The sequence below is a fragment of the Bartonella sp. SL317 genome (genome assembly GCF_059687655.1).
On sequence record NZ_CM185144.1, the window covers coordinates 138,242 to 164,305 of the forward strand.

Consider the following 26,064-nt stretch of genomic DNA (forward strand, 5'->3'; position numbering starts at 1 on the left):
TTCTTTACAACCAATAAACCATTGATCAAAGCCGATCGTAAAACCAATACCACCACCCCCCACCATTGTGCATAAAAATATCAATAAATATACAAAACCCTTATATTTTTTACTCATTCAAAATATTGCAACAGCCTTGGGTATTTGAAATGACTCAAAAAAGTTTTTTACTTCTTTCTAAAAAGAGCTTTATCCCCCAAAGCCCTCGGCTCGTGCTGTGCCACAAAACTGATTTTGATTGCTTTAACAGATTGAAAACGAGAGAATTTCATAATCTTCGAGATTCTCACTTCACATGTTAAAGTGATCAATGACCGTTATAAAATCATATCCTTCTTGTTTCTACCACAAAGCTTAACGATTATTTTTGTCTGCTTTTTTAAATTCTCGAAAATGCCATCCCCTAAAGCCTTTTGAAGGAAAAGAAACCTCTCATCTCATTTAAATATTTTTTTTGATCCCAATTAGCATCTTATCAGCTTTGCACCTCATCTTCAAAAATCATACAAGTGAACAAATATTCTAAAATTCGTAAGAAAAACCAAACTCAAATCTTTTGAGAGTTTTCTCTCTTTCCTATAAAACAAAAAATAACTAGCATATAAAATACACTGAATATGTTTTATTACAGAAATTCACGCTTTTTCTTCTCTACAAATGAGCACTCTCAATTACCCTTACCCTTTATGAAAATATTATCTTGATTTGAGCTATTTTTATTCCTTTTATCATGGTAGCCAGTGATAATACCGTTAATTTGAAGCGCTTTCGATGGACTTGTAACCATTCTTTTCATGATCGCAACTCTAATTCTTACGTTCTGATTAATTTCTGTTTTGGAAAGATAAAATTCACTCATTATCTTAAATAATTAATTATTTTCTTCGTGTTTTTCAAAACTTCACGAAAGGCCCTTTCCCTTAAAATTGCTCCCCTTAAAGCACGATTAAAAAAATAACTAAAAATAAGCCTTCACAATGGAAGGACGAGAAACCGCTTTTGAAAGAGCCATAGCAACAGTTTTACCAAACTTGTGAGCATTTTCACGACTCTGTCCATTTTTAGAAGCAAATGAAACCGCATCGCGACGCAACCGCTCAATAAACAAATTTTGTTGCCGAGGACTCATCTCTGAAAGATGTACGATAAGATCTGGAAAAGAAGTAAGCACTCTCTCAAGAAACAAATCTTCTGTTACAGCAATCTGAATCTGCTGAGAATTAGAAAAAGAGCGGTCAGAAAAAATTCTATAAACAACACCACTCCGAAGAGAATAAAAGCTAGCACCAAAAGCAAAAAACATAAACAAAATGAAAGCAATACGACTGGAGAAAAATCCCATTTTTTTACCCTGAAGAACACAAAACACAAGTACGAGATTCTCTTTATAGCATTTAACGTTTCCTTAATAAAGAAAAATTCTTATCATTGAAAATAAATATGCTCATAACCATCTAGTAACCATTATCACCCTATATATTTAGGGACCATAAGCCACACAATAACAGGCTCTACACCTTATTTTTCTTAATAACAACTCATTAGCCCCTAAAAACAATTAAAAAAAAACCTGACTGAGAAAAACCTCAGTCAGGCCAGACAATCTAGGGGATCCACGCGGGGGGGGGGGAGGAGGTTCCCCGATCGTCTTCTCACATCAACCACTAAGATAGCCGATGCAATATTATTGCTATGGAATAAAATGCTTTAAACAACAAGAAATTCTTATCATCTCCTACACAAAAGAATATAAAATAATTATAAATTTCTTAAAAGTGGTTAAATTTAGGCAAAAAAAAATTAAAATGACCCAATTTGAAGCAATTTTATTTCAATACACATCAATCAGAATCTCCAGCCATGATAATTTTTATAATGTTTTCTTTCATAACTCTGGTGATCATCATTAAAAAAACAAGTAATTTGTATATATTCACCCTATAAAAAATAGAATCAGCAGAATCACTTATTCAACAGCGATCACCACAAAAGAGAAACCTAGTCTTTAAACCTTATACAATAACGGCAGAAACATCTGTTCAAAAAGAAACATAAACTATTTAAATAAAAACAACAGATTATAGAGAAAAATCTTATTTAGATTCATAAAAGTTTCTGAAAATAATCATTTAACAATATTCTCAAATCCCTTATGCAGCAACATCAATAAAGCATTTATGCAGCTTACGAGAAAATGATAACCTTAAAGATATTGATTTCGAATTATGCCCTATGATCATTCTCCATAATGATAAATTATCTTACAATAACCATCCCTCTATCGCATTATCATAATACGAGTAATGGGTGCAGATATTTTCTTTTAAGCTTTAGCACCTAAAATACATTGCAAAATGATAAGCTTACTTTACATATCAAATGACTATTCCTAAGCTTATAGGCGCCCCTTATTTTAAATATTCTTCTATTGAATTGATCAAAGCCATTTTATCACACATTATAAATAAGATGGACAGATGAATGAAAACGATAAAAAAAGACACAGTACTCCAATGAAGCATTTTAAAACAAAAACGACATAATATTGAAAACTGAAAATGAAATGATGATGCCAACTTATAATTTTTATTAAAAAAACTAAAAACGATACGGCTCTACGAATTTTAAACTATATCACAGCTACACCGTAAAATGCACGCATAAGCAAAAAAAGAACTTCACTTTTTGCAAGAAAAATGGACTTATTTAATAACCCTCTAGACTTTCTATGATAAAGAAATACAAAGCTTTAGTGCGATAGGATGCTTTTCTTTCTCTCAACCACGGACTGCCCATAGATCACCGCCAATCTGATTTTTGTGAATATAATGCAAAGCATATATGAATGCTTGTAAGAAGAGATAAAAAATAAAACCAGATGCGTTATAATTGTTGTTTGATAAAGTGTTTTATAAAATTCACTATATCATCTCTCCGATCCATGATCAATTTATGAGTAATGATATCATATTATCGGCTAAGCTTTTATTTTTCTATGGCTTGTAAATTAATATATTCCGCACATAACAGCCTGTCTGAGACAAAGATTAAAGCAAATACCTCCTTGTAAACAATTGTGAGCAGTTCAAACTTTAAGATAAAATGGAAAAAATATTGCATATATCTGTTTGAGTAGTCTCTGAATCTAGAAGGGAAATTAATTTTGAACGATTAGGAAAAAATAAAAACTCGTTTTTATCTCTGTAATCACATCACCCTTTAAGATGCTTTACAGCTTTCAAAAACATCCATATCTTTTAGGGTATTGTCCCATGTTTTTTCCACGAAAAACTCTAAAGCTTTTCTCATCCATGCCTTTATTTTAAAACCTATTTTATCCATCTTTTGGTATCATTTATAAAAGAGATAACTTAATATTGGGAACCACCATCTTTTACATTTATGACGGTATGAACCATCACCACAATATATGGTGAAATATTATTATTTATATTGTAGCTATTTTTATAATTAGAAAATATATGAGAAGTATATTTCCCTTAGCAAACGGTGTTATTTAGACAAATACCTCTTCTTGTAAAAGACAAAAAAAATTTTGGATTGTAAAAAAGATTTTAAATAAAAAATATGATATTAAGGCACCTTAAATGACAATCTTCGTAGCCTTTACTCTATAAGAGGTACTTTCATTATACAGGGTAAACAGCCCTATGGAACTCAAATCCCCTCATTCATATAGAAACATAATCAAATGTAAAAACAATAACACTTCAATGATTGAATAAAGTTTTATCTCCACGCTACTCCTTAAGAAAAATCAGAGAATAAAGCACGTTAACAAATATATTTTATGCAAAATTGATTTGTTTATCTTTGATATCATCAACCAATAAACGCGGATCACGAGCAAGCCAAAGCGTTGCCATATCCTCTTCTCTTTTTTCATTTTGTATAGGAGTAAGACGAACTGTTTGCTCTAAAACAAGTCCCGCATTTTTCAGCCACTGTTCTATTTGTAAAGCCGAAAATCCAAGATGCATAGGCGCTTGATCAGAATGTAAAGACTCAACGTCATGATAAGCATAATCCACAATCAATAAACGACCATGAGGACGCAAAACACCTGATATCTTATGAAAAGCCTTTTCAGGATTTTCAAGAAAATGTAAAGCCCCATAAAGAATAACTAAATCAAAGGTTGTCTCTCCAACAGGCAAATGCAAAACATCACGATCAAGTACAACTTCAACCGCATGCGTATAAAGATCAGAAAATAATTTTAAGACAGAATCTCCCCCCATTCCAATATTCAGCATCGTCTGAAACGGCTTATCACCCACGATTTTAAGTAAAGCATTTTCCATACCATGATCTGCCCTATAGGATGACCGTAAAACATCCCACCGCGACGCGTTTTGTAAGAAATGCTTCTTTCTCATTTTTTGACGCTGCTTTTTGACGTCCTTCAAACGTTCTAAATCGTGCGCTAATAAAACATCATGCTTTGGCAAAGCCGAAAGAACGCTCATAATAATGTCTTTCCCCCAAAAATCATGACAAAGCTTGAAATAAAGACAATCTTCCTTCTGATAACGCTCAATCAATCGCGCTTCGTACAATAAAGCTAAATATCGTGATATACATGCTTGTGACTGATCGAGAATAAAAATAAAATCAGGGATTGTTAAATCTTCATGATGCAAGAGGTTAAGAATACGTAAATGGCTCACTTCTGCGACCTTTTTCAGGAGCACAATCACTGCATCTAAACGTGTACTTTTTTTCATAATTACCCCTCCAACATTTCTATAAAGATTTGCTTATAGGAAAAAAAGTCAAGCATAAACGCATATTCTCATCTATTTTATTCCCACTGTTATACTATGATAACAATAGACTATGGTAAAAAAACAATTTTTATCTCACACCCCTAATAGATATAATACATTGATTTATAAAGATAGTTAATCACTCAACACCTTACAATAAATGCCCCCAAGACTGTCAGTTTTTCTCATTTGAAACCTATTCATGATAAAATCAATATCAGCCATTCTCTTGCACCTATAAACAAGAGGTAAAGATAAAAATCATAAAAATAAATGAATTTTCTTCTTATCGCCTGCTCAAAACAAGAGCGATACAACATGGGGAGCGAGTAAATAGCATAATACTGGTCTACAACTTTATTAAATAACAACAATAACACTCAATGAACAGCGTATTTACAAAATAATAATATACTTTCAATCTTCCCCTCTTTATAGCAATTTTACAAACAATAATCAGTTATATATAATAACTCAATTATATATCATGAATAGCTTTACTTACCCCATAATCTCATAAAGAGTTTTGGTCTCATAAAGCATTTATATTTCCAATGAATAAAAACTTCCACGCAACACAGATGGCTTTATTGATGAATAATAATAAACGCAAAACACACTATTTTCTCAATAACGTTCTAATCAGGTAAGAAACTCTAGCGTGTAAGAGGCTTATAATTTGCATGCTTAGGGTTAAGGGATTCAGCCCCAAGACGACGAACTTTATCAGCCTCATATTCAGCAAAATTCCCTTCAAACCATTCCACGTGGCCATCACCTTCAAAGGCTAAAATATGCGTAGCCAATCGATCCAAAAACATACGATCGTGCGATATGATCACTGCACAACCAGCAAAATTTTCCAATGCATCTTCCAATGCACCCAAAGTTTCAGTATCAAGATCATTTGTCGGTTCATCAAGAAGAAGCACATTGCCCCCCTCTTTTAGAAGCTTTGCCAAATGCACGCGATTGCGCTGACCCCCTGATAAATTTGCCACCTTCTGTTGCTGATCAGTTCCCTTGAAATTAAAAGCCCCACAATAAGCACGGCTATTCATCTCATATTTGCCTAATTTAATAATATCATTCCCACCAGAAATTTCTTCCCAAACCGTTTTATCACCCGCCAAAGAATCGCGACTCTGATCCACATAACTCATATGAACTGTTTCACCAATACGGATTTTACCAGAATCGGGCTGTTCTTGTCCTGTCAACATTTTAAACAAAGTCGACTTTCCCATACCATTGGCCCCAATAACACCGACAATACCCCCAGCAGGAAGCTTAAAAGAAAGAGAATCAATCAACACACGCTCGCCATAAGCTTTAGAAAGATGATCAACTTCAATGACAACCTGTCCTAACCTTTCTCCAATAGGAATAATGATTTGCGCCTCTCCAGGACGGCGTTCACGTGCCGTTTGAACCAACTCATCATAAGCTTTAATTCGTGCTTTTGACTTTGCTTGTCGCCCTTTTGGACTAGATGCAATCCATTCTTGCTCCCGTGATAAAGCACGTTGACGCGCAGCCTCTTCACGTCCTTCTTGAGCCAAACGCTTGGCTTTAGCCGCCAAATAAGCAGAATAGTTCCCCTCATAAGGGATACCTTTACCGCGATCTAACTCTAAAATCCACCCCGTAACATTGTCGAGAAAATAACGATCATGGGTTATCAAAAGCACAGCTCCGGGATATTCACGCAAATGCCTTTCAAGCCAAGCCGTCGTTTCAGCGTCTAAATGGTTTGTCGGTTCATCCAAAAGCAATAAGTCAGGTTTTGACAAAAGCAATTTACAAAGCGCAACACGCCGCTTTTCACCACCCGAAAGTTTTGTTACATCTGCTTCAGCGGGTGGACAACCAAGAGCAGCCATCGCCATTTCCACTTGGCTTTCTAAATCCCAAAGATTCTGACTGTCAATAATATCTTGAAGCTTTGCACTTTCATCGGCCGTTTCCTCGCTATAATTCATCATCAATTCATTATAACGCTCAAGAATGGCTTGTTTATCTGCAACACCTTCCATCACATTGCCACGCACATCTTTATTTGCATCAAGCAAAGGCTCTTGTGGTAGATAGCCACAACGCGCTCCTTCAGAAAGCCATGCTTCGCCCGTATATTCCTTATCTAACCCAGCCATAATACGTAAAATAGTTGATTTACCCGCACCATTCGGCCCCAAAATACCGATCTTAGCATCTGGATAAAAAGACAAATGAATATTTTCTAAAATTTTTTTATTGCCGTAAGACTTGTTGAGCCCAGCCATATGGTAAATAAATTGACGTGCCATAAATTTCTCTTTAATATAGAACTCTTTATTATACTTTGCAATATTACAAGGTTAGGATTTTGAAAAAGTTACTTTCGATTTTTGAAACTATATAATTAAATAGCACTTACATCGTATCAAAAGCTTTTCGTTTTATATTGGTACATTTTTTCTAATCTCACAAGCCCGAGTATGTTTTTAAATGCAAAAAAATATTCTTTCAAAAAGAAAAAAACAAATTTTTTTAGCTGTGCCTGAAACGTGTTATCAAACATTACCACTCTTTTCCATACCAGATATAACATTGTGTTTTTATCGTATTAGACCAACATATCAATGTAATATGGCACCAAAAAGAAAAGCCATTCTCTATGCGCCTTCTTTTTTTGCTTTATGGGCTTTATATTACGCCGTTAAAAACCCTTCGCTTTTTTCATCAATTTTCTGTTACGGAAAACAGTGGACTTCACCCCTTGCCTTGATGTGGCTTAAATTACGTTTACAAAACGACCGCCGTCTTATGGGATCTGACGTCCCAAGCCCGATGATCATGAAAGCTTTGCATCAACACGTAGCAGCAAATAACGACACAACACTTCCCATTGGTACATGGTTACACTTTGTAAAAAACTATAAAATAAATTGTAAAAACTTATCTATCCCCCTCTTTTGGCTTGATAATTATAAAAATAAAATCAAAATCCAAGAGATCATTTCAAAACTTCAAGACTGAATATAGCTTTTTAAAAAATACAATAAAAACTCATCTCCTATAGGAATATATTTATGGAAAAAAAAGCCTTAATCGTCATTGATGTTCAAAACGACTTCCTACCCAGTGGAGCACTTGCAGTACCACAAGGTGATGCTATTTTACCTGCTGTCAATAATCTTATCAATCATTTTGACCACGTTATCTTAACCCAAGACTGGCACCCAAGAAACCATTGCAGCTTTGCTTCCTGCTATCCTGAAAAAAAAACTTATGATACCATTAATTTTGACTATGGTCCTCAAATACTTTGGCCTGATCATTGCATACAAGGAACAAAAGGAGCAGAATTTCATCCATCTCTCAAAGTGGAAAAAGCACAACTTATCCTTAGAAAAGGCTATAATCAAAAAATGGATAGTTATTCTGCTTTTCTCGAAAATGATCAAAAAACATCAACAGGTTTACACGTCTATCTTCAAGAACTTGGCTTTACCAAGCTTGTTATGTGTGGCTTAGCTACAGACTTTTGTGTTGGATTTTCTGCTCTTCACGCCATACAATTTGGTTTTAAAGTTAGTGTTTCATTAAATGCCTGCGCTGGTATTGATGTAAATGAATCTCTAAACATAATGCTTAAAACAATGAACGAATCTGGTATCGAGCTGTTAATGGTCTCCTAAAATATTACTTTCCGTCTATCTATTATAAGAAACTGATTTATAAGAAATAAATTATTTTTTACATATTTAAGTAAGAGACCAGAATAGGGTAAGATTTTTTCATTTCACCCTCCCATTCATAATGAATGAGCTATTCTCTTACACGTCACAAATAGGATAAATATGGAAATAAAGATCCATTAATTCTTTTTATGAATCGCTCAATGCAAAAGCTGTCATCATATTGAAAAAGCTGGTAAAAAATAAAGTGTCCACTTGTGCCTTGTATTTAAGCTAAAAGATATTCCAAAAATTGTAGAAGACTATTCCCCTCATAAATAGAAACATGTCATGGATTCAACTTTAAAATAAGCATACAAATAAGAAAGACAATAGCTTTTTTTTGCATGAAAGACTCCTTCTATTAAGGCTTATAGGATAAACAAAAACATCAGAAAATATGAAATCTCCATTACTTAAGATGAAACATATTTATCCAATTGACGACGCTTAAAACGAATTGAAGAATACAATGCTATTCCAATAATACTAACGCCCACAAGTCCCGTTAAGACTTCCGGAACCGATATAATTGTTTGTAAATACATAATCACTGCAAGAATTAAAATTGCATAAAAAGCACCATGTTCCAAATAACGATAATGCAATAATGTCCCTGATTCGACTAACATAATTGTCATAGAACGAACGTAAAATGCACCGATGCCAAGACCTATTGCGATAATAAAAAGGTTGTGTGAAAAGGCAAAAGCACCCACCACACCATCAAAAGAGAAACTTGCATCAAGAACTTCTAAATAAAGAAACGCCCCCATTCCTCCTTGAGCCACTGTCGTTAAAGTCTTTTTAGGCGTATCCAAAAGATGACCAACAGCCTCAACCCCTATAAAGGTCAAAAGTCCATAAAGAGCTGCTAATAAAAAAGTGATTTTATCTTCTGCAGTAATCTGCCCTGAAACAAATAAGATCAAAATCAAAACAATTGCGATATCAGCCCCAACAAATGATCCAAACTTTTGAGCTGGCCTCTCTATAACGTTAAGCCAATGTAACTCTTTTTCAGAATCAAAAAAATATTTTAAGGCAACCATCATAAGGAAAGTTCCTCCAAAAGCCGCAATTCCCATATGCGCATCGATTAAGACTTCAGCATATTGATGTGGTTCCCATAGCGCTAATTTAACTGCTGCAATTGGATTAATTCCAACAGCAACGACAACCACCAACAATGGAAAAATAATCCGCATCCCAAATACAGCGATCAAAATCCCCCATATAAGAAAACGACGACGCCATAACGGATCCATTCTACCAAGAACACGTGCATTGATAATAGAATTATCAAAAGATAAAGAAATTTCCAAAACCCCTAAAACACAGCAAATAAAAAAATATTTAAGAAAACCAGTAATGCTTCCCGTTTCAAACCAACCGATAGTGCCTCCTAAAAAGACACCAATAATCGTGAAAAAAAAAGCAAAACCAAAATAGCGTAACAGGGCCATGATAATTCCTCAAAATTTATTTTTTAGCTCATCGACAAAACACTCATAGTGCAAATCGAAAGCGTGTATCTCTTTAAAGTTGCAGCTCTTAATGCAGAGATGTATAGAATACAATGGTAGAGTTACATGAAAACTTTCTCAAAAAAACAAGAGGTAAAGTGGAGTAAACAAAGAATTTTTGTTTGAAATGAATATTAATCATCAATACAATAGAGTTGAGAGATTGTTTTCTATCCACTAAAACAAAAAAATAAATAAAATTTAACACGATAAATATTGACATTGTATCATAGAATATTAATGCATTGTGTACTTTTATTATTTTATAATTTATACCATGATGATTGACTGAGGGAGATAATTCGTGGCACGTCCTGAGACTGAATCAAAGACCATATTTGGAAAACGTTTACGTTATGTACGTCTTGCTTTAGGCGATCCATCGCGTGAGACCTTAGCTAAAAGTTTTAGCATGACGAAAAATTCCATTGCTTTTTATGAGCGTGGAGAGAGAGAGCCCAATCTTAGTGTCTTACAAACATACCGCACATTATACGGTGTCAATATTAATTGGCTTTTAACCGGACAAGGAAAAATGTTTGACACTGAATATACAAAGGGTGATTTTGACTGGAATTATTTTATTAAAAAAATTGAGGGGCTAGAAGAAACACTTGCCAATAGTGATCATAATGAAAAACTAAATCAAGAGAAAATCGACAGCTCGTATGAAAAATTGCAGCAATATTTATCAAGACAAGGCTTATCAAATGGTCTTAACCCTAAAACAGCAACCTCTCTGATCGATATGAAAGCTAAAATGGCCAATTCTTATACCCTTAGCTTATTCATTGATTTACTCATTCGAAGCGTATCCCAAAAAGAAGTGATAGCTAATCAATAAACGTCTATTTCAAAAGAAAAGAAGAAATTTTTAACCTCACCAGTATGACGAAAAGTATTTTTCCTTTGTCCATGCTGGTGAAATTTTGCGTGCTATAAAATTAATTTCTATAAAAGAAAAATATCTTTATTGTAAATGAACGTATAGTGTTATTAAACAATAAAAAATAATTTTATAGTATAAAATTCTCATTCATAACTTATTGACAAGAATTTTTTTCTTGTTAAAAGGATAATAGCTCTCATAGAAATTATTTTTAAAGGTCAGAAAATTTAAGGGGAATATATTGACGACTTCCTATAGAGACATACATTAGTATTCGTAAATGGGTTAGTTGAGTATTTATCCTGAAAATTATCAACTATTTTATGAGGTGGGAAACATGTATTTTGAGGTGTTTCAAGGCGTTCACAATCAGTGGTACTGGCGTTTAATCTCGGGAGATGCACAAAAAATTGCTTTTTCTAGTAAAGGATATCCAACAAAACAAGATATTCTCATGAATATTGAGCAGATCAAAGAAATTACCCATAAAGCTCTTATTAAAGAGCTGCAGTTTTAACGTTCTTTACCATTAAAATAAGAAGTTAGTGTGTATAGTGGGATTTTGGGTTACGTTTTTGTAATGAATAAAAGGTAACCGATTTTTTCTTAATGAAAAGAAATTTTGTGTTATTTTTAATACGTGTAAGGGACAGAGAAGTTTTTACGGGGTGTGTGTTTGTATTCAAACATCATTGGATTTTGATAGTATCAATCAAATAGTAAATTTTTCATGCCTTGTTTTTTTTCATAAAATGTATCTTTGCATGAAATAAACACCTATGAAGAGAAAATAAATCATAAATTAGGAATACAGCTGCTTTCCTAGAGATCAATATCTTTTACGTTCATTTTCCTATTCTCTATCGGGTAATTATGACTGACTTATCCCCTTCATCTTCATGAGAAACAAATATCTTTTTCTTCTATCACCATGCAATTTTTTTATGCATATTCCTTAAAACTATCACAACATTATATCTAAAACCTAAAAGGAACGCACAAAATTATTTTCTCAAATAATATAAATCACCACAACAATTGGCTAAATCGTATAGATCCCCTTTTTTAATACCTAGCATAGTTACAAACTGGGGCATCGTTATAAATTTTTATTTTTCTGCCAACGACGATCTCTTTATCAACTTTAACAATTTTATAAATTATAGATCAAAGTAAACTTGAATATTCTCTTCCAATCCAATCTCTCCACAAGCACTATAATGAACTTCATGAAAGTCTCCCTCTCATTATTTCCAATCTTTCTAACACATCTCCAAACCCTTTAATGTATAAATTCGATGCAAAATATGAATATAATCACTCTTTATTATCTTCAGATTTAAGCACTTTTTGATATTTTTTTTCGTTTTCTTCATATTGTTTAATTTGTTTTTTTAGTTTTTCAATTGTTTTATCGCGTCGTTTAATCACCATATTTTGCTCTCTGATAGCCCTATCTCGTTCTTCAGTCATCTTCATAGAATTCCTTAAAAACTCATGCTTTACCCTTTTAGATTCCTCTTTTAGGACTTTAATTTGATCACGATAATATAAAGAAAACCGAAAGATAGTCCCACAGAGCAATATAACCACAATCATCGTGCCCAATAAAATTTCGTTTACACTCATTTTGATCTCCTCTCCTTGCCGCTCAAATGATCATCTCAAGCAATTTGTTTTGATTCATTCTCCATCAAAAAAGAGGGCGATAAACCGCATATTCCAAATGCGAATAATCACCCTCTGTATTCGTATTTTCTCCATTAAAAAATTGATAAATGATGCAAAAATACTCCCAAAGCGGCTAAATCCACACGCTTACACCAATTATTTGCGATATATTTATTGATCTAAAATATAAAAAATAAGAAACTTCCAACAAAACAAACAACGTGATAAAATCAATACACGCCTTCCCCAAAACATTCCTGTCTGCCTCTTTTACACCATGTGGACTATGGCTATATATGGAAGTTTTTTATTATTACAAAAATCTTCAGTGTCACAAAACACAGCTTTTCTGTAAAGTTCTACCTTCCTACACATCTTTACATCACCACAAACCAAAGAATTATTATAAATACAAGCCTTTCTATAATCACGAGCATCACTACAAACATCAACATATTAAGCATTCAAAACTTGGCTAAAAACAACTACACTAGCATCAACATATGCCTCTCCACTCATATTAACATGACAATAAAGCTGCCTCCCCTCTCATAAGCATGCATATTCTTGTCCTACTCTAAACAACCATATATCAATACATTGTCGTAAACAAAAATATCATCGTAAACACAGACTTTATTATAAACCACCGTCGTATCATCAAAAGCGCATCTCTCCTCATAGAAGCATTGGCCACGCATACCCCATCCTACCAAACGCCACCTTCGTCCCCCAAATTATTTTTCTGATACTTTCAAAGTTTTTTTACGTACACATACAACCTACCATCTAACAGTGACCTAATTTATTACAATAAAATAAAAATAGGCATTTTAAACCTATGAATTTATATTTTTTTTAAAACCACGACCTTATCTCTTAAGGCTGTAAAGCTTCGTTATGTGCTCACATACCGACTTAACACAGAATTTTTACAAATGCTGATGTTGGGGTATATCTTGATTTATAACGCTGCTACGTATACTATCACAGCGAAATCTCATGAACACACGCATGCATATCGCCGCTTCTGGTATAAGCATTGATTTCTTCACAACCGTGGAACTAAGGAACCATTTTTATTGATTCGAATCTGAAAGTGTATGGGGACATTTTGTTATTAGTGAAAAGCAACTCTATATGCTTCATTAGCGAAGAGCTACACATGGATATCTTCACGCTCCTTGTATCAAATAATCTGGATTCGCAACGCAATATTAACGCTATAGCGTAAATGTGTAAAGGTCTAAAAATGACAAAGACTGAAAAAGATTGGTTCCAACGCTTAATTGAATTAATAAAAAGTGACGGACGAACAATGATCGAAATAAGCAGAGCAGCAGGCTGTGGACAAAACTATGTCCAACAAATGATAAGAGGAGGAAAGAGACCTTCAGTCGATAAACTCATGGCTATTCTAAATACACTTGGAAATGCTAGCGCCATATATGTCATAACAGGCTTCAACATCTCCGATGAAGACCTACAACTTATAGCTTTGATTTCGTCTGGAGATAAAAAGAAGATTGAAGCTTTAAATGTTCTGTTGAATGAGAAGTCGTTGTAGAATTTTCAACTCTATCCAATATTGCTTGCTTTTGAGACGTCGATAAAGATTCCCATTTCACAATAATATCAGATAAAATCGTCCCAAATTTTTCATCATTCTTCATAGTTGTACTCCGTATTGTCGAACCATATAACGCTAAAGCGTTTAAACATATCTCATACCTTAGAAAAAAATATTTGCAATAGGCAGTATGGAAGCAAGTGTGTACAAACATATTTTATAAAATCAGATGAAATTCTATGAAATATGTACCATCTTGAAACAGAAATCATCGCTCGATCCAGAACTTTTTATGAAAATTGGTATGATCTATCAACAACGCGAATAATGTTACGCAAATCTTCTGATTCGAGCCAATAACAAATTAATATGAAAATATTCCTGAACTCTCTATAAGAGAACACGAAAAAGCTTATTTCAAAAGAAAAATATAATTCTTTCTACCATCTATGTTTTTTTACAATATTTCAAAGCAGTAATAATATAACAATATTGTAGGAATGAATTCTTATAAACCGCTTTCCCTTAAAACCCTGCAACACATTTACAAGGCAACCTCCCCTCTAAAAACACTCTTTAAATACTAATTCTCTCACGTAATTGAAAAATTATGATCTTTGAAGAAGAAATATACCTTTCCAACAAACAACCTCTTCCCTTATCGGTCATCTTGCGGAAAAGAAAAATTTCTCTTCACAATCCGTACGAGAAAATTTTAGCAATACAAAAAAAGAAGACGTTTTACCAAAACACTGCGAATACCTTATGAGCGTAAAATCAAAAAAGGCCTTGTGACTTCAATAACAATTTAAATTAAAAAAGAACCATAATTTGAGCATGAGGCAAAAAACGCATAATGATCAAAAATGACATTTTAATCGGCTTTTTAATATCATAGAGAGTATTCCTTACAGAGTAATAAAAATGCCTGTCACAATAAATTTTGATTCATGTAAAATACCACCGACAACCCCTCAATTTTGCTGTTTCAAAGAAAATTTAATTCACTTTGTTTAGAGGACACTTCACCGCCATAGCTCTCAAAAGCCAGAAAAAGCTTTTTTCTTGAGAAGAGAATATCAACAAATATTACTCTTATTATCCCCATAATACCTGCGAACGTCTATAAATCACATCCTTTTATAAATAATCTTTTATCATGATGATGTGTTAGAGCATCTGAAAAAACATAAAGACCATTCACAGAAAGCGGATTTATAATTATCCTTTTTAGGAGACACTTATCATGAACAAGCACAGCGTTTAGCATTAATTTTATGAGGCCCCATTTACTTGCAAAACAAGCATAAATAAATTCATTTCATGAAGGGAAAATCCCCTGCTTTATAGAGAACATCATCCAGAAAAAAATTAAAAACATCCTATAAATTGAGGACGTAAACAGCAACACATATCAAATTAATCCAAATGTTTCAATGTTGCGAATAAAAGCATGCCATCATTAAAATGACCGATAGAAAAATACTTCAAAAAATGACAAGAAAATCTAGAACAAAAAGAGAAATAAAATAAAAAGAACGAAGGATATAGAATCCTCAAGTTTTCATTAAGTTATGTCTTTATTCTTAAACTATATATTTTCCTATTAGAAAATTTCCTATTGGTGGGCCCGGAGGGACTCGAACCCCCAACCAAGCGGTTATGAGCCGCTGGCTCTAACCAATTGAGCTACAGGCCCCATATAGGTGGTTCCTCTCTAAACTAAAATGCTCTATGATACAAGAGCTGACTTGAGTTATAATTAATCTTTTTACCTTTTCTATTGGTTTTTTTTCGAGTGCCCTAATTTCTTTACAAGAGCTCTCAAAAATGAGAAAATATTCATAACAAATATAAAGGAATAGATATGATAGAAAAGAAAATTCAACCACTGAAGAGTTCTTTTGTTAAAATAGCTATATTAACATTCACACTCTTAACCGCTTTATTAACTGTCCATGCTTATGCTGGGGACAATAAAAGAGAAGCGACGATTACGGTAACTGCCATCGGGGAAAGTCAAGCTGCACCAGATATGGCAATTATTAACCTTGCTGTTGTTACCTATGACAAAACGGCACAGAAAGCTTTAGCTTCCAATAATCAATCGATCAATGATATCATAAAAGCTTTAAAAAATAATGGCATTCAAGCAAATGACTTACAAACATCCGGTTTATCCATTTATCAATCAAACCACGAAAAAAAGAATAATGAAAAACTCTATCAGGTTTCTAATTCTTTAACTGTACGCATTCGTGATTTTAGCAATGCAGGTAAAATCTTTGATCAAGCGATGGCACTAGGGGTTAATTCAGTCAATGGTATTACTTTTACCAACGCAGATACAAAGCCATTTTATCAAGAAGCACGAAAAAAAGCTGTTGCTGAGGCTATTGAAAAAGCGCAAACAATAGCGCAAGCAGCTGATTTAAAGTTAGGAAAAATTATTGAAATCCATGAAGATGGTTACCATCGTCCAACACCGCGCCTTATGAGCAGAGCAGCAGATGCAAACTATGCAGATACAAATTTTGCAGGGGGTGAGTTAAGTTATGATGTAAGTGTTACTGTCGTCTTTGCGATTGATTAACCCATCAACCATTTTATAAAACACGCATATCACTGGCCTTTACATAGAAGGTCAGTGATATGATTGAGATAACCTTCTTCAGATAATAATTCATCTTCGTAGACTTCTATGTGTCCGCGTGCAGAAATATATTCTTTATGCACCAATTGACTATCTCCTGATACCAATGGATGCCACCATGGGAGATCTTTTCCTTCATAAACTAATCTATAAGCACAACTTTTTGGAAGCCAACGCGCTGTTTTAACTGTTGCCATGTCTAATGATATGCAATCTGGTACAATCGACTTACGATGAGCATAGTTTCGACACTGGCAAGTTTCTCCATCTAAAAGACGACAAGCAATACTGGTTGCATAAAGATCACCCGTATCATCATCCTCAACTTTGTGGAGACAACAAAGGCCACAGCCATCACAAAGGCTCTCCCACTCAGAGAAAGAAAGCTCTTCTAATTTTTTTACTTTCCAAAAAGGAAGTTCTCCATTCATAAACCCGAGCATACCTTTTTTAATTAAGACGATCGATCAAAAAGAGAAAAAATTAAAAGCTTAACTCTATAATTCCGTCTCTTACAAGGATTCAACTCAATGCATACTTCATAAAAGTTTCTAAAAATCTACCTGAAGAAAAGGAAAATATTCAAACAATAGTACCCATAAATAAACACAACCTATTGAAAAATCCCTTTTTCAACTGACAAAAAGAAAAATATGTCACCTAAAATGATAGAATAATTCTGTGAAAGATACACCTTTTTCATCCAAAAGATAGCACGCTGCCCTATAGTTTATTCTTGAGCTATCTTATTTCTAAAAAACGAATCATTCTAAGAAAGACAATATTGTATCATTCATTTCTTGAAAGCGTTCCCCTCACCTCTTGTTCCATAACCACTCTTTTTCTTCTATATATCCTTTTCAGACTAGAGAAGTACAAAGCCCTAAAACGACGAAAAACGCCAAATATCGTAAACTTTTTAGATTATTCAAAATGTTCTCATATTTTTCTCAAAAAAGAAGCTGAATACACAACACCCCCTCCATAAAAAGAAGGAGGGAATGATTAAAATGCATCAATTCCTTTATTTAAGAATCGAGAAAACTGCGTAATTTTCGTGAGCGACTAGGATGCTTTAATTTACGAAGTGCCTTTGCTTCAATCTGACGAATACGTTCTCTTGTCACTGAAAACTGTTGCCCTACTTCTTCTAGTGTGTGATCAGTATTCATCCCTATCCCAAAACGCATCCGCAAAACACGTTCTTCCCGTGGCGTGAGAGAAGCAAGAACGCGTGTTGTCGTATCGCGCAGGTTAGCTTGAATAGCAGCATCAATGGGTAATAATGCATTTCTATCTTCAATAAAGTCACCCAAATGGGAATCATCTTCATCGCCAACAGGCGTCTCCAATGAAATAGGTTCTTTTGCAATTTTAAGAACTTTCCGCACTTTTTCTAAGGGCATAGAAAGCTTACTCGATAACTCTTCTGGTGTTGGCTCTCGTCCAATTTCATGGAGAATCTGACGTGAAGTACGAACGATTTTATTAATTGTTTCAATCATATGAACAGGGATACGAATAGTGCGTGCCTGATCTGCAATTGAACGTGTAATGGCCTGACGAATCCACCATGTGGCATAAGTTGAAAACTTGTAGCCACGCCGATATTCAAACTTATCCACAGCCTTCATCAAACCGATATTGCCCTCCTGAATAAGATCAAGAAACTGCAAACCACGATTGGTGTATTTTTTTGCAATTGAAATGACAAGACGTAAATTCGATTCGACCATCTCTTTTTTCGCAATGGTTGATTCGCGTTCACCTTTCTGCACTTGCATAACAATCCGACGAAATTCACCAATTGAAATAGCTGTTTCTTGCGCAAGATTTTGTATTTCACTGCGCAATTTTTGAATTTCTTTTGCTTCCCGCATTGAAAATTCTTTCCAACCTGGAGCAGGCAAAGTAGCAATATAATTCATCCAATCGGCATCTAATTCACGCCCTTGGTATTCTTTCAAAAAACTTTCATGGCCAATGCCATAGCTGTTAGCGATTCGTTTCAACTTACCTTCATTATGAATCAATCTCTTATTGATGTCATAAAGCTGCTCAACCAAAGCTTCGATACGATTTTGGTTCAAAGAAAGAGATTTTACGGCTTGAACCAATTCACCCTTTAATTGAATATATTTTTTCTTTTGAGAAGCTGTAAGAGCCCCCTCTTTACGCTCTGCCAAACTGCTTTCAACATGCTGATCTTGTAATTTTCGTAATTTTAGATAGGTTTGAGCAATAAAATCTAATGTTTCCATAACTTGAGGACAAAGCTCATTTTCCATTGCAGCAAGAGATAAGTTAACATCATCCTCATCTTCTTCATCATCTTCTTCAATGCTTCTTTCTCCTACATTTTCCCCCATATTACGGATACCAGAAGATATTTTTTCTTCTTTTATCTTATCAATTTCACTTCGCTCGATAACAGGAGCCTGCTTTGCTTCTGGACCAGCATAAGTCGTTTCAAGATCAATAATTTCACGAAGAAGAACACGCTGTTCTTTTAATTCATCACGCCAGATTATCAGGGCCTGAAAAGTCAAAGGACTCTCACAAAGTCCTGCAATCATTGTCTCACGCCCTGCTTCAATACGCTTGGCAATGGCAATTTCGCCTTCCCGTGAAAGAAGCTCAACAGCTCCCATCTCACGCAAATACATACGTACCGGATCATCTGTACGATCTGTTACTTCACGCTTATTCGTTGTCGTTGTAATTGCATGGCTAGAGGCCTCTACTAAGTCCCTCCCTTCTACCGCACCTTCGTCTTCATAATTTTCAGACTCAACTTCATCCTCATCATCCACAACATTAACCCCCATCTCAGAAAACATCGCCAAGATATCTTCAATTTGTTCGGATGTAACCTCATCGGAAGGAAGAACGGCATTGAGTTCATCCATCGTCACGTAACCATTTTTTTTGGCAAGTTTAATCATTTTCTTGATGGCATCATCAGAAAAATCAAGAAGAGGACCATCCAAACTCGCTTGGCTTGTTACTTCTGCATTATCTTTCTGTTTAACCTTTGTTGCCATACCATAACTCCACTCGATCACTTCATCGTTTTCATGTAACCATAGTTTCCATGTGACCAGCTTTTTTTGTTCTCACTTAAACCAACCAATAGTTTCTCATATATACTGCCTTTTAAGAGATTACTATTGGAAAGAATACATTTTGTATATGCTATACCATCCAGATAAACCTGCCATTCAGACAAAAACGCGGGAAAACTCTAGAAGTTTCCCCGACACCTCTCAACGCTTCTGAGATAATCTCTGTACCCTATCGTAAGAACCAATTTCCCGCTTTTCCTAAAATTTATTCTAAAATTTAAGTGTCATCTTTATGAAAACGCCACTCCACATAAAATTCCTCATCTAAAATTTAAGTGACTGATTCGCATTAAAAAAGCGAATCATTTTATCCTATCTTGTGTATTCCCGTCTACTTTTTCATCCAGCCAACTTCCAAATCCTTCAATTAATGCTTCTGTTTCCTGCATCTGCTCTAGTTCATTTTTTACCTCACGAAGCAGATCAAAAACTTCACTCTTAGGATTTTCTACAAGTTGCTCTTCAATGTCTTGTAACCTCTTATGTAGGTGGTGTTCCTGAAGATGCAAGTAGACAGCTTGTTTTAATATAGCACGTGCATCTTCTATGGAAGCACCTCCAAAGATAATACGCATGCCAATATTTTGCACAAGATGTTTCATACGCTCTAATAAAGCCTTTTGCCCTCTTTTTTCTAAGAACGCAACCATTGTCTCTTTATCACGAAGCGGCTGATCCCCAAGAATTTCCAACATTGTTTGGTGAAAATACATCAATTGTATGTTTTTTAATTCTAACGCACAGAGAATTTCAAAATTTTCATGCCATAACTCAGGGTAATAAGCTAAAGTGAGTAAAATCACAGCTTCACGCAAAGGAATAGCTTGCGAAGAGCTTCGTACGATTTCAGAATTTTCTAACAGAGAAAAGGATTGATCTTTAAAGATCCTATTGGATGAAAATTGATCATATCGCCCTCCTCTCTTTTTTTTCGAAAAAGAGGGACGAAAAAAATCAAAAAGGCGTTGTTTTATATCTTGCAAATAATAACGACGGACATTTTCATCCTTAATCGTAAAAATTTGTTGTTTGAGTTGTTTTTCAAGCGCTGCTCGTGACTCTGGAGTTTCAAAATGCTTTCCATAGGTAGCCCGCCACCATAAAAGCTCAATCAAAGGAATTGCCTTTTGTAAAAAAGAAGAAAAGAGGGGAGCACCACCATCACAAACAATTTCATCAGGATCTTTTCCTTGTGGCAACAAAACAAAGCGCACATAAACCCCAACCTTTAAAAGAGGCAATACCCGATCAGCAACGCGAAAAGCAGCTTTTAAACCAGCATCATCCCCATCAAAACACAAAATAGGCTCCTTGCCCATTTGCCATAAAAGCTCAATTTGCGCTTCCGTTAATGCTGTCCCTAAAGGCGCTACAACGCATTCAAAACCGGCTTTAGTTAATGCAATGACATCCATATACCCCTCGACAACAAGAAGTGAATGATTTTTTTCATCGCCAACAAAACGACTATTTTTACGAGCTGCAGCTGCATTATAAAGTATATTTCCCTTATGAAAGAGCACTGTTTCAGGGCTGTTGAGATATTTTGCTCGTGTCTCTTTCTCTAACGCACGTCCTCCAAAAGCCACCACACGTCCGCGCAAATCTTCGATAGGAAACATAATGCGATTTCTAAATCGGTCATAAGAATCCGCACTCTCTTCATGGGCTGTGAGAAGTCCACATTCTTCCATTTGCTTTATTGAAATACCCCGAGCACTTAAAGCTTCTTTCAAAGCTGTACGCCCCACCGGCGCAAAACCGATTCGGAAGCGCTCTATGAGCTTTTGCGTAACACCACGTGCCTCCAAATAACGACGTGCCTGCGCACCTCCTTTATCACGTAAGTGATATTGAAAAAAATCTGTAGCAATTTTCATCACATCATAAAGATCAGCTTTTTCCCTTTGACGTTGATGATTTTGTGGATCCAAAATGGGTAGTTTCATTCCTGCAAAATCAGCCAAACGCTCGACACTTTCTGAAAAGTGTAATCCATCAAGCTCGCATAGGAAGGTAAAAATATCGCCACTTACACCACAACCAAAACAATAATAGCGCCCTTTATGATCATCACAATGAAAACTAGGTGTTTTCTCACCATGAAATGGACAACAACACCAAAAATCTCCCCGTGAAGGCTTACTTTTTCGAGGATCAAAGTCCACCCGCTGGCCAATCACTGTAGAAATTGGGAGTCTGCTACGTAGTTCATCAAGGAAATCAGGCGGGAAACGCATTATCTCTCACAGAGGTTAAAAATTCTTGTTTTGCATATTTAACGACTTTAGAGCATAATTCCAAGACTTCCTCTTAAGCAGTTGTAAAATTTTAATCTCTCAACTGCTTATAATTTTAAAAATGGAGAGTGAAAAAGTGATCGAATTTATTGTTCAATATCCGTGGTTGGAAGCTATTTCCTGGCTTATTATTCTTACTATAGTTGCCCTTTTAATCAACTTTATAGGACGAAAATTACTTATTCACGGAGCCCAAAAGCTCTCTTCTTTCCTCCCCAAGAAGACAGCGACCGATATTAACAATGTTATTCAATACCTAGCGAATAGCATTTCAGCTTTTATCCTTTCAACTGGTGTTAATTTTATCCCAACATTGCCCAATGCATTCAGTACTGTCATTGATAATGTTGCCAACGCCTTTATTATCCTTTTTGTTGTTCTAACCGTTTCTGCTTGTCTCAATATCGTTAACATCCTTTACGAACAACGACCAACAGCACGCTTAAAACCAATAAAAGGATATATTCAAATTGCTAAAATTGCACTTTTTGCTATTGCGGCAGTTTTAATGGTTGCCACATTAATTGACCGCTCCCCTCTTATTCTCTTCTCCGGTCTTGGTGCAATGGCCGCAGTTCTCATGTTAATTTTTCAAGATACACTTCTTTCTCTTGTTGCCGGCATTCAAATTTCATCCACCGATATGGTTCGTGTTGGAGATTGGATTGAAATTCCCAATCTTGGTGCTGATGGTGATGTTATTGAAATTGCCCTCCATACTGTTAAAGTTCAAAATTTCGACAACACCATCACCTCAGTTCCTATCCGTAAACTTGTAACCGATCCTTTTAAAAATTGGCGTGGAATGCAAGAATCAGGTGGCAGACGCATTAAACGCTCCCTTTTTATTGATCAATCCAGTATCCGTTTTCTCACAGAAGAAGAACAAAAATATCTTTCCCGCTTTAATTTATTAGAAAATTATTTCATGAAAAAAAGAAAAGAAATTGATCAATGGAACGCTCAATTAGATAAAAATCCTGATATTTTAGCCAATACACGCCGTTTAACCAACGTTGGAACTTTTCGTGCTTATGTTTTTTCTTATCTACAACAGCATATCAACATCAACCCCAATATGACCTTTATGGCCCGACAACTCCCTCCTACAGAAAATGGTTTACCCTTGGAAATCTATTGCTTTACGAACACCACCGTTTGGATAGACTATGAACAAATTCAAGGTGATATTTTTGACCACCTTTATTCTATTCTTCCCTGTTTTGGTCTAAAGGTTTTTCAAAATCCTAGCGGTTCTGATTTTAATCAAGTATTTAAAGCAAAAACGAAGTAAAAACAATAAACTTCAATTAATCAATTTTGAGTCAAGCATACTCATAAACAACCAAGAAAGAATAAAGTATCATGAATGGTTCATTGGTACTCCTCCATCTTGCTGGCGCTGTTTCTCTCCTTCTCTGGGCCACACGTATGGTGCGCACAGGAATTGAACGTGCCTATGGTGACAAGCTTAAATATAACATGCGCCACGTCATTTCAAAACCATTGTTTGCTGTAAGTTTCGGGCTTTTTACAGCGATGATTCTACAAAGTTCGACAGCCATCACACTCCTCGTTGGCTCTTTTGTTGAATCTGGTTTTGTCTCTGGAGTAGCCGGACTTATGGCTGTACGAGGAGGAGAATTAGGATCAGCACTCGTTGTTAAAATTCTTACCTATGATCTCACACTTGTTGTCCCCCTTTGTCTTTTAATTGGCACTTGTATCTTCATGACAACACAAAAACGTGAATGGCGCCAAATAGGACGTATTGTCATCGGTATTGGTCTTTTGATTTTGTCTTTACAAATGATCAGTACAGCGACAGAACCTTTACGCGATAGCGAAGTTTTGCCAAGCATCATTCGTTACCTTTCAACCGATCCTGTTTCCTCTTTTTTGTTGGCTGCAGCCTTAACCTACCTCTTACATTCATCCATTGCAGGAATCATTTTGCTGGTCAATTTTGCCAACTACGACCTTATCCATACACAACTTTGCGTTATCATGGTTCTTGGTGCCAACTTTGGCTCTTCTCTTATAGCCCCCCTTTTAACACGCAATGCTTCTCCCAAGACCCGACTCGTTCCCTTAGGAAATTTGCTCATGCGTGGCGCTGGTTCAATCCTTGTACTGATCTTATTTCTCGCCTTTCAGCCCCCCATCACATGGCTTGGCAATGATGCCCCTACTCAAGTCATCAATGCCCATATCATTTTTAATGTTTTCATTCTCCTTGCTGGCATACCGCTTTCAAAATGGGTTTTAAAATTGACCACTCAAATTGTTCATATAAGTGCAAGCAAGACGCAAATCGATAAAACGCTCAATTTATCAGAGCAAACAGCTCTTGATGAGAGTGTTCTTGAACGCCCTACTCTTGCCCTTTCCAATGTCATGCGTGAGGTCATTCATATTTGTGACCTTGTCGACATCATGCTAGAAAAAATCATGGGACTTTATGAAAAGCCTGATCCTAATATTATTGCTGAACTCAATCAACTAAATACCATATTGGACAAAAAACACACCGCTATCAAACTTTATCTTGCACGATTAGCAGGACAAAAGTTATCAGACGAAGAAGCTCTTCAAATGCAAGAACTTCTAAGCGCCTGTATAAAATTAGATCAAGCAGGTGATATCATTATCCATAATATGCTGATGCTGGTTAAAAAGAAACAACAAAAAAATTTAAAGTTCAGCAGTGAGGGTTGGGGAGATCTTCTTCGTTTTCATAGCATTGTTCTAGCCAACGCGCATATCGCCTTTAATGTTCTTATCTCCCGTGACACATACACTGCCCATCTATTGGTTCAAAAAAAGGATGAACTACGAAACTTGGAAAAAGAGATGAGTTTAAAACATTTTAAACGCTTACGTGAAGGAGACCTTAAAAATGTAGAATCATCCAGTCTTCATCTCGACACTGTCCGTGACCTTAAGCAAATTAACTCTCTGTTGACCTCAATGATCTACCCTATTTTAGAAGAACAAGGACTTCTTCAAAGTTCGCGCTTACGCAATCCAGTTGAAGAAAAATCTGCTGAAAAAGAGACAGAAAAACTTTAAACTTTTAAAATAAATCAAATAAGAAACATATCCCAGCCATGATGAGGTTTTGAACATTCAAATATCTTGCTTAATATATTAATTTAATCAAATATTTTATAATGACTTAAATGAGCTCTTTTCAATAGCGTAAATTTCTTTCGTTTTTAATCTATTCATAATGAATTCCTCAAAACCATTCGCTTGCACTTCTACAAGCGATTTAGCCATGTAGAACAAAGCTTTTGAAGAAAGAAGGCTTCACTTTTTCAAAGCAAAGACTATGTGCCACATAAAACAAGATGTTGATATAATGATAGCTTACTTTTTATGTTGAATGAGTCTTTACGAATAACGTGAGACTCTCTTATTCCAAATCTGTTCCCTGTTAAATTAATCAAAACCATCCGCTTGTAGGTCAAAAGCAGAGGATTCTACGTAAAGTGAAGCGATACAAGGAGTATACAAAAAACTTAACACGCCTCTTATCAACCGTCTTAAGAACCAAGAACTGTCACAACATTCGTGGCAAATGTATGATAGTGACGGCTTGTTCTTTTATGAAGCCTAAAGATGAGGGTGCTCAATAAGTTTACCACCCTTCACAGGCGCCATCGTAAAATAAAGCCTAGGCGTGTTGAAAAAGATTTCTATAAGGAAATGGCAAAAAATATGATCGTACCAGCTTCAATTTACCTTGTAAAAAAGCCACCACTTCACAGGAGCAGCAAAATAAAGAAATATCCGATAAAGAGGCCCCCATTACAATT

Annotated in this window: 17 protein-coding genes and 1 tRNA gene; 8 read left to right on the plus strand and 10 right to left on the minus strand. The window is 35.2% G+C overall.

Features of this window, described 5'->3' with window-relative positions:
• Positions 1–958: 958 nt before the first annotated feature.
• The 3 genes from AC6ER9_RS00610 to ettA form a co-directional block, all read right to left on the minus strand.
• A complete protein-coding gene (locus AC6ER9_RS00610) occupies positions 959–1,342 on the minus strand; it encodes a hypothetical protein (RefSeq protein WP_497074552.1) in 384 nt (127 codons plus the stop codon).
• A 2,467-nt stretch (positions 1,343–3,809) separates the two neighbouring features.
• Complete coding sequence (locus AC6ER9_RS00615) at positions 3,810–4,748, minus strand: methyltransferase domain-containing protein (protein WP_497074553.1); 939 nt, start codon at positions 4,746–4,748, stop codon at positions 3,810–3,812.
• Between the two features lie 698 nt (positions 4,749–5,446).
• Positions 5,447–7,096 (minus strand): energy-dependent translational throttle protein EttA, encoded by a 1,650-nt coding sequence (ettA, locus tag AC6ER9_RS00620; protein WP_497074554.1) that lies wholly within the window; start codon positions 7,094–7,096, stop codon positions 5,447–5,449.
• 181 nt (positions 7,097–7,277) lie between these two features.
• Here ettA and AC6ER9_RS00625 point away from each other — a divergent pair, with 181 nt between their 5' ends.
• Both AC6ER9_RS00625 and pncA read left to right on the plus strand, forming a co-directional pair.
• Positions 7,278–7,808 (plus strand): hypothetical protein, encoded by a 531-nt coding sequence (locus AC6ER9_RS00625; RefSeq protein WP_497074555.1) that lies wholly within the window; start codon positions 7,278–7,280, stop codon positions 7,806–7,808.
• A gap of 53 nt (positions 7,809–7,861) precedes the next feature.
• Positions 7,862–8,470 (plus strand): bifunctional nicotinamidase/pyrazinamidase, encoded by a 609-nt coding sequence (pncA, locus tag AC6ER9_RS00630; protein WP_497074556.1) that lies wholly within the window; start codon positions 7,862–7,864, stop codon positions 8,468–8,470.
• A 455-nt stretch (positions 8,471–8,925) separates the two neighbouring features.
• Here pncA and AC6ER9_RS00635 read toward each other — a convergent pair whose 3' ends face one another.
• Positions 8,926–9,975 carry a DUF475 domain-containing protein gene (locus tag AC6ER9_RS00635; RefSeq protein ID WP_497074557.1) on the minus strand — a complete coding sequence of 350 codons (1,050 nt, stop codon included), beginning with the start codon at positions 9,973–9,975 and terminating at the stop codon, positions 8,926–8,928.
• A gap of 364 nt (positions 9,976–10,339) precedes the next feature.
• Between AC6ER9_RS00635 and AC6ER9_RS00640 the strand changes: the two genes are divergently transcribed.
• Positions 10,340–10,879, plus strand: a complete 540-nt coding sequence (locus AC6ER9_RS00640; RefSeq protein ID WP_497074558.1) for a helix-turn-helix domain-containing protein — start codon at positions 10,340–10,342, stop codon at positions 10,877–10,879.
• A 382-nt stretch (positions 10,880–11,261) separates the two neighbouring features.
• Positions 11,262–11,441: a YegP family protein gene (locus tag AC6ER9_RS00645; protein ID WP_497074559.1), complete on the plus strand. Its 180-nt coding sequence runs from the start codon at positions 11,262–11,264 to the stop codon at positions 11,439–11,441.
• An 800-nt stretch (positions 11,442–12,241) separates the two neighbouring features.
• On the opposite strand, the gene AC6ER9_RS00650 is transcribed toward AC6ER9_RS00645, so the two are convergent.
• Entirely contained in the window at positions 12,242–12,553 is a 312-nt protein-coding gene (locus AC6ER9_RS00650; protein ID WP_497074560.1) for a hypothetical protein, read from the minus strand.
• 1,294 nt (positions 12,554–13,847) lie between these two features.
• Between AC6ER9_RS00650 and AC6ER9_RS00655 the strand changes: the two genes are divergently transcribed.
• Positions 13,848–14,162, plus strand: a complete 315-nt coding sequence (locus AC6ER9_RS00655) for a helix-turn-helix domain-containing protein (protein WP_497074561.1) — start codon at positions 13,848–13,850, stop codon at positions 14,160–14,162.
• On the opposite strand, the gene AC6ER9_RS00660 is transcribed toward AC6ER9_RS00655, so the two are convergent.
• Both AC6ER9_RS00660 and AC6ER9_RS00665 read right to left on the minus strand, forming a co-directional pair.
• Positions 14,086–14,268, minus strand: a complete 183-nt coding sequence (locus tag AC6ER9_RS00660; protein ID WP_497074562.1) for a hypothetical protein — start codon at positions 14,266–14,268, stop codon at positions 14,086–14,088. The two genes, AC6ER9_RS00655 and AC6ER9_RS00660, sit on opposite strands and share 77 nt — an antisense overlap.
• Positions 14,269–15,787: 1,519 nt before the next feature.
• Positions 15,788–15,864 (minus strand) — tRNA-Ile (locus AC6ER9_RS00665).
• 168 nt (positions 15,865–16,032) lie between these two features.
• Here AC6ER9_RS00665 and AC6ER9_RS00670 point away from each other — a divergent pair.
• Complete coding sequence (locus tag AC6ER9_RS00670) at positions 16,033–16,758, plus strand: SIMPL domain-containing protein (RefSeq protein ID WP_497074563.1); 726 nt, start codon at positions 16,033–16,035, stop codon at positions 16,756–16,758.
• A gap of 29 nt (positions 16,759–16,787) precedes the next feature.
• Here the strand turns inward: AC6ER9_RS00670 and AC6ER9_RS00675 are convergent, their stop codons facing one another.
• The 3 genes from AC6ER9_RS00675 to dnaG all read right to left on the minus strand — a co-directional run bounded on the left by AC6ER9_RS00675 (position 16,788) and on the right by dnaG (position 22,183).
• Positions 16,788–17,249, minus strand: a complete 462-nt coding sequence (locus tag AC6ER9_RS00675) for a YcgN family cysteine cluster protein (protein ID WP_497074564.1) — start codon at positions 17,247–17,249, stop codon at positions 16,788–16,790.
• Positions 17,250–17,846: 597 nt separating this feature from the next.
• Positions 17,847–19,862, minus strand: a complete 2,016-nt coding sequence (gene rpoD, locus AC6ER9_RS00680; RefSeq protein WP_497074565.1) for an RNA polymerase sigma factor RpoD — start codon at positions 19,860–19,862, stop codon at positions 17,847–17,849.
• Between the two features lie 383 nt (positions 19,863–20,245).
• A complete protein-coding gene (gene dnaG, locus AC6ER9_RS00685; RefSeq protein ID WP_497074566.1) occupies positions 20,246–22,183 on the minus strand; it encodes a DNA primase in 1,938 nt (645 codons plus the stop codon).
• A 136-nt stretch (positions 22,184–22,319) separates the two neighbouring features.
• Here dnaG and AC6ER9_RS00690 point away from each other — a divergent pair, with 136 nt between their 5' ends.
• Entirely contained in the window at positions 22,320–23,537 is a 1,218-nt protein-coding gene (locus tag AC6ER9_RS00690; RefSeq protein WP_497074567.1) for a mechanosensitive ion channel family protein, read from the plus strand.
• 71 nt (positions 23,538–23,608) lie between these two features.
• Positions 23,609–25,315, plus strand: coding sequence for a Na/Pi cotransporter family protein (locus AC6ER9_RS00695; RefSeq protein ID WP_497074568.1), 1,707 nt, complete (start codon positions 23,609–23,611; stop codon positions 25,313–25,315).
• The last annotated feature ends 749 nt before the right edge of the window (positions 25,316–26,064 follow it).